Origin of the sequence: Hymenobacter humi (assembly GCF_042665855.1) — a bacterium.
In the GTDB taxonomy this organism is placed as follows: domain Bacteria; phylum Bacteroidota; class Bacteroidia; order Cytophagales; family Hymenobacteraceae; genus Hymenobacter; species Hymenobacter humi.
In genome coordinates this window covers 15,712-28,940 of sequence record NZ_JBHTEK010000004.1, presented here as the reverse complement: position 1 = coordinate 28,940, position 13,229 = coordinate 15,712, and the positions used below count along the sequence as shown (strand labels likewise).

The window sequence follows — 13,229 nt, the reverse complement described above, 5'->3', positions numbered from 1 at the left end:
GATGGTGCAATAGGTGGGCTAGGGTGAAGGGGAAAAGATAGAAGCCCGAAAAACACATTTTCGGGCTTCTACGAGGGCAAAACGGCCTACTGCGGCCGGCACTTTAGAGGCGCGGTCCGCGCTGCACTTTAGGAGCTTCCACCTTCGGCGCTTCCACGGTTACGGCCTGGGTGGTGCCTTTTACCGTCTGCTCGGCGCGGGTGCTCTGGCCTTGCTGCAACTCGTGCGCGGCGGGCCGGACTTCGATACACGCCTTGGCGGCGTTTACCTGCACGGTTCCATCGAACTTTCTACCTCCGTCGGCGCTGGCCATGTTAGACAAGTCCACGGCCTTCCCTTCTTTCAGGTCGTGGCTCTGCTCTTTCGTTAGCTTAACTCCGGCGATGGTGTCATGCAAAGTAACTTTGTTCTCTGGCAGAATGACAACTTTGTTCATGGCTTTATCCACTGAAACGTAGCCGTTGTACTCCTGGCCCTTCTCGTCCTTGAGGCCGCGAATGAGGCCCGCGTTACCCTCGGTTTCGAGCTTCTGGCGCTGCTCCGGGGTGAAGGGCTGTCCGCCAATTTCGTTCGGGATAACGAGCTTCTCCTGGGGCAATTCAATTTTTAGGGTGGCCGTGCCGTCGGCCTCGCGGTGCAGCACCATTTTACCCTCAAACTTCACGGCTTCCTGCCCATCCTTGCCCGCTACCTGCATAGATAGCAGGTCGGTTTTCTCGCCGCTCAGCAGCTTTTGAAGCTGGCCCTTCTGCTCTAGGTCAGCGGTGCTCAGGCCAAGCGAAGCCAGCACTTTTTGCGGCACGTCGGCCGCTTGAAACAAGGTCGGGGCCTTCGCCGCGGCTGACTGCTCCGGGGCCACTGCGGCACCTGGTGCTGCCGGCGTGGCGGCGGCTACTGCGAGCGCTATGGGGCCGCTGGCCGTCTGGCCCTGGGGAGCCTGTTTCACCTGGTCGTCGCCCTGGTCGAGCCTGCGCGGAGCCGGCTTTTTCAGCAAGCGGGCCTGCAACTGCTGGCGGGTCTTATCATAATCAACTTCCAAGGTCTGCCGGGTCTTGGGGTTGCCGTTGAGGTGGGCGTAAAAATTCTTTAGAAACACGGATGCGGGATTGCCGCTGGTGTCGATATCAAAGATGCTTTTTCCTTCCTTCAGTACCTGCTCCTTGGTTTTGCCCTGCGCCTGGGCTAGCTGCTCTACCCGCTGCTCACCGGCGCTCTGCTGGACCTGCTCCGGCACGGTCAGCGCCGTTTTTGGTACGGCAGTGAGGTTGGCGCTCAGCGCGTCCCACTGCTTCACACCGAAAGCTTCTTTTACCTGCTTGCTGCGCTGAGGCTCGTAGTCGTCATCGTAGCCGACTTCCTGCCGACGGGCGGAAGCCTGGCCCGGCTTTTCGACCACCTCTAGGCCGTTGCCAACTTGTTTGAGGCCCTGCAAGGTGGCTTCGAGCCTGGCCTAGCTTGTTGGATTCCGGGTCGTAGCTCACGCCGAAACTGCCGGTAAGCTTTCCATCCTCGCCGCGCTCCATCTTCATAGCGCCTACGGCTACTCCGGCCTCTTTGAGCTGGTCGAGGTAGGCACGCATTTCGAGCAGCGGGGCTACCTCGTCGCCTTTCTGCTTCCATTGGATGTGCAGCTCTCCAACGGGCTCAGTGGCGGGGGCCTCCGGGGCACCGGGTGCTGCCGGCGTTGCGGCCGGGGCCTGCTGCTCGGCGGCGGGCTGCTGGGCCGTAGTCGTGTCGTCGGTGAGCGTCGCGGCTTTGTCGCGCTGCTCGTCGGCGTAAGCGGCCATGCCTGCATCCAGGCCTTGCTCGGCGCGGTTAGCAATTTCCTCCAGGTCGGCTTTTGCTTCGGTACGAGTAGCGCCCGTCGTGATGGTAGCCTCGTTAGCCAGGCCTTCGGCCTCGGTGGTCAGCGCAGCTTGCTCGCGGGCTTGGGGTGTCGCCTCACCATATACGTTGAGGGCCGGCTTCTGCTCGGCGCTGAACTTAACGGAGCCCATTTCAGCTACCTTCCAATTGTCCCCGATTTTCTCAACCCGCGTGGGCTGCTGCACGTCGAGGAAGTCCTGACCGGGTTTTGGCAGACCGCCAAGCCGGTAAGCTGACGACAAAACCGATTCATTAGCCGAAAGCATGGCATCAGCTCCGGGGGCCGGAAGTAGTACGCCTTCGTTGGGATTGTTCGGGTTTACTTGGAGCTGGTACAAGCTGTGGTGGGCCTGGGCCGGCTGCAATGCTTCCCCGCTAATGTTGCCATTGGACGTAGGAGCCGCGCTCAGGTAAAGCGTGGTAGGGGTCGGGGCTTCTGCTTCGTCTGTCATTGGAAAGGAATTTATGGATGATAGGATTTTGGCGGGAAAAGAATAGGTAGAAACCTTCCCGGTCCCTACCTACGAACTTACTCCTTTATTGAAATTGGGTTGCTTGATTGACTTCACCAATTAAGCTTGTCATTCAGCAGCAACTTCCGAAGCTCACCCAACTCCCGGTTGTGGACCTCACCGTACTGGTCGAGTTTCTTTAGGAGTTCGGCCCTGATACAAGCGCCGGCATCCTGGGTAGCGTCTTGCAACTGAAGCTTGCTGACGAGGCTATTATTCTCGGTCAGTATCCAATTCAGGTTATAGCCCTCCTTCTCATAAAGGGCCATAACCTTTAACCAGTTCTCAATCTGTCCGCCCTTGCCGTTCTCCATCCGGTGAATGATGTTCTGGGTTAGGCCCGTCTGCTGGGCTACCTGCGCCTGGCTCCAAGCGTGTTCTCCGTGAAAGCGGCCTAGTTCCTCGCGGATGATGACCAGCCGCTTCCCTACGCGCACGCTCATGGGGTTTTCAGTCGGTCCACTGGGCTTTTCCTTTGCCATTGTTACGCTTCTTTTGTCTTGATTAGGTGCTGCAAGTTCGGGTCATTCCCTATCCGGGTAAGCTCCCGCTGGCAAAGCTCCTTTACATCGGTTTTAATCCGATTAAAGTTACTCTTTAACATTTCTTCTGCCTCATCCTCGCCCGTTGCCGGGTTAATGAAGCTGGTTATGTCAGGAATTGGCTGGTACGCCTTCACCTCGGCGTCAATAGCTTTCACGTCCACCTTAATCTTGGCGTGAAATACCTTTTGGTCGTTTTCCTCACTCCCGATGTTATCCGCAATGGAACCCACAAAATTACCCTGGGTCAGATTGGCAATAGTCGAGGCCGGCACCATGCTATCCATCTGCGTAGATAAGCTGGTGCTCGTTTCGCGCATATTAATGCTCAGGCTCTGGCGCTGCTGCAACACCTTGCCGAAGCGCTCGGAAAAGTATTTGGCCGTGTTGCCGGCTACCTGGCCACTGAACCACGTTCCAATCGTGTTTTGGATTACCTCGGCTTCCTTCTGGCCGTAGTCGCGCTGAAGCTGCGACAAGTCCTGAAAGCCAAGGATGGTGCTAACCCGATTGCTTCGGGCCGTGGCAATGAGGTTATCTAGCCCCTTGAAGTAAATCGTGGGCAACTCGTCAATAATGATGGAGCACTTGCGCTTATTCTTCTTATTTACCAGCTTGACGAGGCGGGCATTGTATAGCCCCAACGCGGCCCCGTAGATGGCCTGGCGGTCGGGGTTGTTGCCCACGCACAATACCTTGGGCTCCTCCGGGTTATTTATGTCGAGCGTAAAATCATTGCCCGACATTACCCAATAGAGCTGTGGGCTAGCCAGTCGGCCTAACGGAATCCGGGCGCTGGCAATTTGCCCCTCTAGCTGCTCTATCGCGTCCTTCTGGAAGGCCGAAACGAACGGCTTTACCAAGTTTTCAATCTCAGGGTAAGAGGCCAGTACGGGGAAGATTTCTTCGTAGTCCCGGCTCAGAAATTCGATGACGTGGGGGAAGGTGCAATACTTGCCTTTTTCATACAGTTTGAGAAACCAGATGATAGCGGCCACAAAGTTTATCGGGCTCTCCACAAAGAAATCACCCTGCTTCTGAATCCAGCTCTTGTTAAGGTTGAGCATGATGGTAGAGGCACTTTCGTAGGCATCCACTATGTCAGTCATCAGCTCGGGCAGCAGGGGATTGCAGCGGTGGCTTTTGCGCGGATTATCGAAGTTGATAACGTAGAAGCCCACCGGCACCCGCTTACCGTCCTTGTCTACAAACTTGTCTTGATTTTTGAGCAGCGCATTGTAGCAAATGATGCTCAGGTCGTCAAATTTGTAGTCGTAGACATACATCGAGAAGCCCTTGGCCAAGTGCTGCCGGATGGCCTCGTTGATAACCGCGTAGGACTTACCCGAACCTGGCGTACCTAGCACCCCCACTGCCCGGAAAGGGTTTACCACGTTCAGCCAGCCTTGGCGGGTTTTGCCTTTTAGCCGGTACTCGGTACGTAGATTGAAGGAATACTCGTTTTCAATCAGGCGTTCCTCCTGGGGGAAAGATTCATTTTCCTTGTTGAACACGTCTTTCATCAGGTCGTTGTTAAACAACCGGCTTAGCCAAGCCCCGGCGCTCAGCAGCAGCAGAAACCCACCACTCACGGCCGCCGTGTAGATGAGCGTGGCCAGTCCTGGGCTCATAGGAATGGAGCGTACCACATCGGAGCCAAACATGAGGGCCAGCCCTATCAGAGCATAGCCTACAATCGTTTTGCCTTGCAGCTTCTCGTCGGCCCGGCCCTTCGTGCCCAAGCAACTCAGGGCCAGAAAGACCGTCGCCATTGCCTTGCTTATCCAACTGGCCTTGAACAGAAAGGTATTTCGGGTAAAGTTGCCCATCATCGTTTCAATGATTTTATGACTCCATCCCATCGATTTAAAATAGCCGAAGCAGAAGTAATAGATGTTCACGGCCAGCAGCACAATGGCGAAAAGCCGCATGAACTCCATTATCTTCTTTAGTCCTTTTTCATCTTCCATCGGTCGGTTTGTAGTTAGAGTGTAAATAGTGGAAAGGTTTATTTTAGAGGCGTGGGCCCCTTTTTTCTGCCCTGATTTGGGTTGGTCGGGCACTGGGGCCTGCTGCACCGGCACCTGCGGCGTGGTGCCCTGGAATGACTCGCGCAAGTCCGCGCCTTTGCAGCCTACTTCCTGGCCTTTCACCGCCACGCCGTTCAGTTCAAAACTAACCCCGCGCAGGATGCCGCCTTTATCGTGGGTGTAGCGCACGTCGATTTGCTGCTGCCTTAGCTTCTCCTGGAACCACTGCTCCCCTCCCCTACCCTGCTCAGCCAGCAGGCGCTGCACGGCCTGCTGAATAGCCCCCGCGCTAACTCTTTGCTCGGGTCCACGTCCTTGATGCTTTGCCGGCGCTCGGGTATCGGCTGCATCCCTAGCTCCTGGCTTATCTGCTTTGTAATGGCCGGCTGCCGGTAGAAATTGTTACTCGTGCGCAGGGCGGGGCCTCCATCGACGGGCACCCGGTTTAGGTAAATGTGGACGTGGGCGTGTTTTTTATCCTTGTGCTCATAAACGACCACCTGGTGACGGTCAACGGGAGCACCCATCAGCTCACAATACCGCTTCACGGCCGCAACCTTTTGGGCCTCGGTTACCACCTCGCCAGCCTTCCACGAAAGCACGGTATGCCACACTGGTTTCTGTATGCGCTTGCTCTCGGCGGCAACACTCTGCATCTGCTGGGCCATGAGTTGCGGGGAGGCAGCAACCACGTTAGAAATGTATAGAGGCTGCACCTCGCCCGGCTCTTTTGCCTTGCCTTTCCGTAAGCCTGCGCCGTAAGTCAGGGCTCCCTCGAAGTCACTTCCGGTAACTGTTTTTGCAATCATGCGAGGAAACCTAGTATAGTAGTCAGGGCCTGATTTAGCTGGGCTTCGTGGGTCTGAAACTGCTTGCCTGAATTGGCAAGCCTGGCAATCTGGTTGAGGTTGTTGCCGATACCTACGAGCTGCCGCCTTACCTCCGGGGATAGCTTTTCCTTTATCTCGCTGCCCTGGCCCAAGTCGCGTAGGTAAGCTGATACACTTTTATACCCCGCCTGACTGGCCTTGGTTTCTATTGCTTTTTTTCATCCTCCGTCACGCGAACAGGTATCATCTTGTCGCGGGCTGGCTCTTTGGTTTCGGGGGCGGTGTCGGCGGTCATTCTCCCTTTTGGTTACTAATTGGCTTAACTACGGCTAAATCTATTCTACGGCTACTTTTTGGGGTCGTTTGCTTTAGCAAGCCAAGCCAAGTGAGCCTGCGAACTTGGCGGTGCCATTGTAAGATGCAAACGAAGTTTGTATATACAATGGCATGGCTTGCTGGACGAAAGAACGAGCTATCAGAACGGGGGCGTTGAACGGTCGTTGAACGGAGCTAGCACTAGAACTATTATGAGGCTGTGAGGCTATGATACTTTGAGGCTATGAGGCTGCAATTGCAATGCTGATAGGGCCTATGGATAGGGTAGAAGGTCTAGGCTACTCCGCTTGCTGGTTGACGTTCCTAGAAGCCAGTTTTTGAGGCTGTGAGGCTAAGAGTATTTGAGGCTGTGAGGCTGTGATATTATGAGGCTATGAGGCTAGAACTCCTTTCGCGGGATAGCGTATTAGCTCAACTCACTAGGCTTGATATTTTGAGGCTGTGAGGTTTTGGAGTTTTGGAGATTTGAGGCTGTGATACTTTGAGGCTGTGAGGTTATGATATTTTGAAGCTGTGAGGCAAAGCATCTTTGATATTTTGAGGCTGTGAACTAGTGAGGCTATGAGGCTAAGATATTATGAGGCTGTGAGGCCATGATATTATGAGGCCATACCCCAAAGCATCTTTGAGGCTGTGAGGCTTTGAGGTTCCAAAGCTTCTCCTATCTTTGTTTATCACCCAACTAAAAATCTGACCCATGAGCGAACCCAAAGTAATTGCCTTTGCGACCCAAAAGGGTGGCGCTGGTAAGTCCACCATCAGCGTACACGTCGCCTCGGCGCTGGCCTATGTCTATGGCTACAAAGTGGCTATCCTGGATTGCGACTATCCCCAAAACACCGTTCAGGTGTACCGCAATCAGGAGCTACAGAAAATCAACACCGACGAGGCTTTCAAAAACCGACTGCTCAATCAGGGCATCACGCCTTACCCGGTCAGCATATCGAGCGTGGAAAAGGCCGTGGATTCCATCGAAAGCCTGGAACAGCAAGGTTTCGACTTCATTTTGGTAGATACGCCTGGTACTATCAACATCACCGGCCTCCCTGAACTACTCCGCATGGTTCAGTACATCTTTCTGCCGATGGAAGCCGACCAAGGCACCGTTGCATCGACGGTGGGCTACATGCAAGTGCTGTCCGACTATCTGAAATCTGCTCAGCCAGACCCCGACGAATCGAACTTGCTGGGCTACTACGCTTTCTGGAACCGCTATGTAAAGTCGGAGAAAAAGGCCACCTACGACAAGATAGAGGAGTTTTTTCAGCAGAAGGGCTTGCCCTTGCTGCAAAGCCGTGTCGAGCTGCTAATTGGCTACAAGGAAAAGCGTTCTACGCTTTTCTCGCTACCCGAGCGCGAACTTGAAAAGCTGGGCCTGGGCAAGCTGATTATGGAAATGCTCTATACCGTGCTGGGGCCTGGACAAACCACCCCCTCGGGTAAGGCAATTGAACTGCCGGCCGCTGCTACTTCAGTTGAAGCCGCTTCGGCTTTGGATGAATAGCTCTTATTCCTACTGCACACACTTTAAAATTCATTTCACCCATGCCAAAACCTAAAGCAAAAAGCGGACAAGCGCCGAAAATCTCCTTGGATGAGATGCTAAGCAAGGCGGCAACCACCAACCACTTAACCGGCGCGGGGATTTCCGCCGCGCCGGGGACTGCGGAAGGTAGCAAGAATGCGCCCGCACCGGAACCCACACCGGGAAATGAGGAACAAAAGGGAGAAAATGTTTCGGTGGCCCCGGCCGCTGAAACCGTCGCCCCGGCTGCTCCTGAGCCTGCCGCTGCACCTGCGCCGGAAGCTGCCGCTCCGGCCCCTGAACCTAATACCTCAGCGCTTGAGCCTGCGGCCGAACCAACACCCGCGCCAGCTGCTGCACCAGTTCCTGAACCTGCGCCCACGTTGGCCGCTGGGCCAGCGGCCAAAGCATCAGTAGCCCCGGTGGCTTCTGTCCCAAACGGGGAAAATGTCCCGGAAGTAGAACATTCGCCGAATGCTGGACCTGAACCGGGTTCTGCCGTAGAGGTAGGCACGGTTGAGCTGGCTTCGCTCTTCACTCCGTCGGTCGATAAAAAGGTATTCACAATGCGCTTGACGGATGCTCACTACCAGTATTTGCTACTGCTGGGCACTATCGTTGGTAATGGGGCATCCCCGCCTGACATCGTGCATAACATCATTGCGCAATTCATCGACAAGAACGACGCGCAAATACAAAAGGCCATTACCAAGCAGCTGCGCCAGCGGCAAGGCAAGAAGTAAACGCTTATCCTACAATCCCCTTTCCAGATGCTTAAACAATATTCCTGGGGCGATTTTGCCCTCTTTGTCCTAGTCGTCGTCGTGCTCTACTATGCGGTGGTCGGCTTTCTGTACTACCGGCAAGAAATAGGGGCTCTCTTTACCCGGAAGGGTGGGGGAGGGGCTCAACTCGCGGGCGCTAACGCTGGGCCTGGCGCTGCGGCCTCTGGCCCGTCCTCGCTGGTGCGTACCACGTCGGCATTCGTTTCGGCAACGCCCACGGCGACGGAATCCAAGGAAGCCGTGGAAGCGCCGGAAGCCGGCGCGGCGCAAAATCTACCCGACGGCCAGGAGGTAGCGGAAGTCACCGGGTCGCTGCCGGATTCTACGGCGGCGGCTACGGGCCTGGATGATGGCCAGTCGGCCGCGGTGCCGATGGATTCAGCCGGCGGTGCCGAAACGGAAACCGATACGGCTGCCGAGTACGACGAGCAGCGCACCGAAGAACTAGATACAGTCGATACCGAACTAGCGGCTCGTGCGCGCCAACTGGCGGTAGAAATGCCAACGGAGGAAACCGAAGATGATTCCGAAAGTGTTATTGAAAAAAACAATAATGAATCACCGCCTATTGAAACCATCAGTACCTTTTCTCACGTAGAAGCCCAAACAGCCTATAGTGAAGAGCTGGTGAATGATACGGACTTACTCTTCACGTTTCAGGAGCCCATCGCTTTGCCCGCCGACGTGGTTCCGGTAGCTACTGAACAGCTTTTCACAGCGACTTCAGTAGTTGAGTTTATCGCGCAGGCTCAAGCTGGCAACCGGCCGGCTGTTCCTGCGGCTCTAATGGAAACCACTTTGGCCAGCCAGGTTGCTGATAAGGTAGCAGAAAGTAATGCAGAATTGAATGCGCTTTTCGGAGCTAATTCCTGATTAACCTTTTCACCCTTCTCTCTCCCTCTACAACACCATTTTCCTTTCCCATGAAGAAGCAACACATTATCCGCACCCTTTCTACCGCCATTATGGTGCTGGCCACTCATGTCATCTATGCGCAAGGAGGCAATGGTACTGCCGGCATCCAGGATGCCACGACGCAGGTAACGAGCTACTTTGACCCCCTCACCAAGCTCATGTATGCGATTGGTGCAGTGCTGGGCCTGGTAGGAGCGATTAAAGTGTATGGGAAGTGGAATGCGGGCGACCAGGACACGCAGAAAACGGCGGTTAGCTGGTTCGGCTCGATGATTTTTCTGGTTATCGTGGCAACGGTAGTGCGCTCCTTCTTCCTGTAGGCCGCGGCAATGCCCTTCTACGACCTGAATCGTGGCATTAACAAGCCCGTTGAATTCAAGGGCTTGGTGGGAAGCAACATCTACTTCCTAGTGGCGGGTATTGGCCTCACGTTCGCCTTGTTCGTGACCATGTACATGCTAAGCGTGCCGCTGGTGCTTACCATCCTCATCACCTTCGCCCTGGGCGGGGAATGTGGGCCGGGGTTTTCGCCCTCAACCGTAAGTACGGGGAGCACGGCTTGATGAAAGCCAGTGCGCGGCGCTCGTCGCCTAAGTACATCACCAACCGGCAAAGCCGCTTATTCCAACATCTCAACGAGGACCGGGCCGGGCGCGAATAGCGCCCGGTTTTGGTTGCATCCTACCCAAGTTGCTTTCTACCCAATGAGTAACAAAGTCCTGCCTTCCGCTTCCCTGGAATCCAAGCAGCCTATCTACAAGGTTGAAAAGGATTGTCTAATCTCGAAGAATGCCGATGTTACGGTAGCCTTTCGGCTGGACCTGCCCGAAATCTTCACGCTGTCGCGTCAGGACTACGAGCAGCTGCAAGCTGCCTTCGTGAAGGCGGTTCGGCTGCTGCCGGACCATTCCGTTGTGCACAAGCAGGACTGGTATGTGGAGGATAAGTATGCGCCGGGCTTCGAGGCCGAAAGAACCTTGCTCTCGGCCTCCTACGAGCGGCATTTCAACGAGCGGCCGTTCCTCAACCACTTTTGCTACATCTACATCACCAAGTGCGCCTCGGAGCGGCCCGATTGGGGTAGTGCGTCGGGGCTGCTGGCCCGGCGCAACATTGTGCCCAAGGAGATGCTGGACAAAAAGGAGCTGGAGGCATTCTTTGATAGCGTCGGGCAATTCGTACGGACGCTGGAAGGGGTGGGGCCAACCAACGCGCCTTACATCAAGTCGCACCGCCTGACCTCCGACGAGCCTGGCCGGCACGGAGCAGGCGGCGGGCCTGCTGGAAAAGTACTTGGCCCTGGACTTATCCGACCAAGCGGTACAAGTAGACCTGGACCTGACCAACGGGCTCAAGATTGGCACCGAGATATGCAATATGTTCTCGGTGGCCAACCTAGACGATTTACCGATTTCAGTTGAAACCGATATTCGCTACGAGCAATACAGTACCGAATATTCCGACTTCCCGATTTCGTTTGCTGCGCCCTTGGGGCTCCTGCTGGGCACGAATCATATCCTGAACCAATATGTGTTCCTGGATAACACGGCCAAGACGGTAAAGATGTTTGAGCAGAAGAAGGACCGGCTTAACTCGCTGTCCCTCTACTCGCGGCAAAACTCCATCAACTACGAATACTATAACTCGTTCCTGAACGAGCTGATAGCTACCAAGCGCCGCCCGGCGCGGGTGCATTGCAACGTGCTCACCTGGGGCCAGACCGAGGAACACCTGACCGAAGTGCGCAAGCAGGTAAACGCGGCTTTTAATGCCATGAACTGCAAGCCCCGGCAAAACACCGTGGACATAGCACAGCTCTATTGGGGCGGCATTCCGGGCAACGCGGGCGACTTCCCTTCGGAGGAAACGTTCTACACCTTCATTGAACAGGCGGTTTGCTTCTGGGCCTCGGAAACCAACTACCGGAGCACTGGCGCTACGAAGGGCATCAAGCTTTCCGACCGCCTCACCGGCAAGCCGGTACTGGTCGATATATCGGATGAGCCGATGAAGCGGCAAATCATCTTCAACCGGAACAAGTTTGTGCTCGGCCCCTCGGGCTCGGGCAAGTCGTTTTTCACCAACCACATGGTACGGCAATACTATGAGCAGGGCGCGCACGTCCTACTTGTCGATACCGGCAACTCCTACAAGGGACTGTGTGAGCTGGTAGGGGGTGTACTTCACCTATGAGGAAAACGACCCGATTTCTTTCAACCCTTTCATCATTTCCGGGGCGCTGGACGTGGAAAAGAAAGAATCCATCAAAACGCTGCTGCAAGCACTCTGGAAGAAGGACGACGAAAGCGTAAGCCAGTCAGAGTACGTGTCGCTCTCTACGGCCGTAAGCACCTATTACGTCATGCTGGAAGCTAACCCGGCCGTTAAGCCAAGCTTCAACTCGTTTTACGAGTACGTGAAAGGCCCTTACCGCAAGCTGCTGGAAGAAGATAAGGTACGGGAAAAGGATTTCGACATAGATAATTTCATCTATGTACTGAAGCCTTACTACAAAGGTGGGGAGTATGACTACCTGTTGAACTCGGAAAAGGAGCTGGACTTGGTGAACGCTCCCTTCATCGTTTTTGAATTAGACAATATCAAGGACCACCCCATCTTGTTTCCGGTGGTTACCCTGATTATTATGGAGACCTTCATTTCCAAAATGCGGAAGCTGAAAGGCATTCGCAAGATGATTTTGATTGAGGAAGCCTGGAAGGCGCTCACCACGCCGGGCATGGCAGCTTACATTAAATACCTGTTTAAGACGGTGCGTAAATTCTTCGGAGAAGCCATCGTAGTAACGCAGGAAATAGATGACATCATCGGCAACGAGATTGTCAAGGATGCCATCATCAACAACTCGGACTGTAAGATTCTGCTCGACCAGCGCAAGTTCATCAACCGCTTCGATGAGATACAGGCGCTGCTCTCCCTTACCCCCAAAGAAAAAGACCTGGTGCTAAGCATCAACCGCGACAACAAAGCGACGCGGGGCCGCTACACGGAGGTATTTATCAGCCTGGGCGGAGTCGTGTCGAAGGTGTATGCCATCGAGGTTTCCAAGGAGGAATACGTGACCTACACCACGGAAGAAAGTGAGAAAGTACGCCTGTTCAAAAAGTTTGGTGAAACAGGTGATATGCCCACGGCTATAAAGCTCGTGGCCGCTGAAATGCGGGAGGGCAAGTAATCATTTCAACAAAAGGGGGAAATCATGAAAACGAAAGTAACCATCCTGGGCCTGGCTTTTCTGGCCCTCAGCATCGGCAAAGCTTCGGCGCAACTCGTGGTAACGGCCCCGGTGCTGGAAGTACAGTCGGGCGTTCAAACCGGGCTGCAAAACACGATGAAGGGCCTTTCCTCGGCGGCTAACGTGCTGGTGAAAGCCGGCGTCAAAGAGCAGGAGCTGACCAAAGTATTCTCGGAAAAGAATATGATGCTGGCCAAGACCTGGTACGATGGCCTGCTGCAAATCAGTAACGCCGTTCGCAACTACCGCCGTGTTCAGTCGGTGTTTGAAAAGCAGGGCCGCATCATCCAGACCTATTCAACTGCTATCGAAACGCTGCGGCAATCGCCCTTTGTGAAGCCGGAACAGCTCTCGACGATGACCAGCGTGTATACCAAAATGCTGACGGAAAGCGCCAATACGCTTTCAGACCTGCAAACCATCGTCAGCCCGGCTATGCTCAAGATGACGGATGCCGAACGGATGCGATTCATCGACAAGTTGGACACGAAAATATCTGACCAGTTGGGCTTGATTCAGTACTACACGCAACGCAACATGGTGCAGATGAACATGGCGGAGCAAAAGGCACGAGACACGCAATCCCTCAACGCTTTGATGGGTGCCCGCTAGTCCCACTTCTCACTTTTGATACA

General features: G+C 54.7%; 12 protein-coding genes and 2 pseudogenes. 8 read left to right on the top strand and 6 right to left on the bottom strand.

The window, feature by feature from the left end:
• Positions 1 to 103: 103 nt before the first annotated feature.
• The 6 genes from ACFQT0_RS27940 to ACFQT0_RS27915 all read right to left on the bottom strand — a co-directional run bounded on the left by ACFQT0_RS27940 (position 104) and on the right by ACFQT0_RS27915 (position 5,989).
• On the bottom strand, positions 104 to 1,432 hold the full coding sequence (locus ACFQT0_RS27940; protein WP_380206515.1) for a DUF3945 domain-containing protein: 1,329 nt from the start codon (positions 1,430 to 1,432) through the stop codon (positions 104 to 106).
• Positions 1,341 to 2,318: a hypothetical protein gene (locus tag ACFQT0_RS27935; RefSeq protein ID WP_380206513.1), complete on the bottom strand. Its 978-nt coding sequence runs from the start codon at positions 2,316 to 2,318 to the stop codon at positions 1,341 to 1,343. Before ACFQT0_RS27935 ends, ACFQT0_RS27940 begins: the two co-directional genes overlap by 92 nt.
• Before the next feature lie 113 nt (positions 2,319 to 2,431).
• Positions 2,432 to 2,821: a helix-turn-helix transcriptional regulator gene (locus ACFQT0_RS27930; RefSeq protein WP_380206511.1), complete on the bottom strand. Its 390-nt coding sequence runs from the start codon at positions 2,819 to 2,821 to the stop codon at positions 2,432 to 2,434.
• A 41-nt stretch (positions 2,822 to 2,862) separates the two neighbouring features.
• Positions 2,863 to 5,217, bottom strand: coding sequence for a conjugal transfer protein MobC (gene mobC / locus ACFQT0_RS27925; RefSeq protein WP_449272100.1), 2,355 nt, complete (start codon positions 5,215 to 5,217; stop codon positions 2,863 to 2,865).
• Positions 5,157 to 5,759: a relaxase/mobilization nuclease domain-containing protein gene (locus tag ACFQT0_RS27920; RefSeq protein ID WP_380206509.1), complete on the bottom strand. Its 603-nt coding sequence runs from the start codon at positions 5,757 to 5,759 to the stop codon at positions 5,157 to 5,159. The genes mobC and ACFQT0_RS27920 overlap by 61 nt, the downstream gene beginning before the upstream one ends.
• On the bottom strand, positions 5,756 to 5,989 hold the full coding sequence (locus tag ACFQT0_RS27915) for a plasmid mobilization protein (RefSeq protein ID WP_380206731.1): 234 nt from the start codon (positions 5,987 to 5,989) through the stop codon (positions 5,756 to 5,758). Before ACFQT0_RS27915 ends, ACFQT0_RS27920 begins: the two co-directional genes overlap by 4 nt.
• Before the next feature lie 824 nt (positions 5,990 to 6,813).
• Here ACFQT0_RS27915 and ACFQT0_RS27910 point away from each other — a divergent pair.
• The 8 genes and pseudogenes from ACFQT0_RS27910 to ACFQT0_RS27880 all read left to right on the top strand — a co-directional run bounded on the left by ACFQT0_RS27910 (position 6,814) and on the right by ACFQT0_RS27880 (position 13,206).
• On the top strand, positions 6,814 to 7,620 hold the full coding sequence (locus tag ACFQT0_RS27910) for a ParA family protein (RefSeq protein ID WP_380206507.1): 807 nt from the start codon (positions 6,814 to 6,816) through the stop codon (positions 7,618 to 7,620).
• A gap of 41 nt (positions 7,621 to 7,661) precedes the next feature.
• Positions 7,662 to 8,384, top strand: a complete 723-nt coding sequence (locus ACFQT0_RS27905; protein ID WP_380206505.1) for a hypothetical protein — start codon at positions 7,662 to 7,664, stop codon at positions 8,382 to 8,384.
• Positions 8,385 to 8,606: 222 nt separating this feature from the next.
• A complete protein-coding gene (locus ACFQT0_RS27900) occupies positions 8,607 to 9,299 on the top strand; it encodes a hypothetical protein (RefSeq protein ID WP_380206503.1) in 693 nt (230 codons plus the stop codon).
• A 92-nt stretch (positions 9,300 to 9,391) separates the two neighbouring features.
• Positions 9,392 to 9,661, top strand: a complete 270-nt coding sequence (locus tag ACFQT0_RS27895; protein WP_380206729.1) for a DUF4134 domain-containing protein — start codon at positions 9,392 to 9,394, stop codon at positions 9,659 to 9,661.
• Between the two features lie 9 nt (positions 9,662 to 9,670).
• Positions 9,671 to 10,002 (top strand): annotated as a pseudogene (locus ACFQT0_RS27890) (DUF4133 domain-containing protein).
• 43 nt (positions 10,003 to 10,045) lie between these two features.
• The gene (locus tag ACFQT0_RS31800; RefSeq protein ID WP_449272099.1) at positions 10,046 to 10,762 is read left to right on the top strand and encodes a DUF3875 domain-containing protein; all 717 of its coding nucleotides are present in this window, start codon (positions 10,046 to 10,048) and stop codon (positions 10,760 to 10,762) included.
• A pseudogene (locus ACFQT0_RS27885) lies at positions 10,653 to 12,534 on the top strand (TraG family conjugative transposon ATPase); the annotation flags it as partial. The gene ACFQT0_RS31800 and the pseudogene ACFQT0_RS27885, both read left to right, overlap by 110 nt.
• A gap of 24 nt (positions 12,535 to 12,558) precedes the next feature.
• On the top strand, positions 12,559 to 13,206 hold the full coding sequence (locus tag ACFQT0_RS27880; protein ID WP_380206501.1) for a hypothetical protein: 648 nt from the start codon (positions 12,559 to 12,561) through the stop codon (positions 13,204 to 13,206).
• The last annotated feature ends 23 nt before the right edge of the window (positions 13,207 to 13,229 follow it).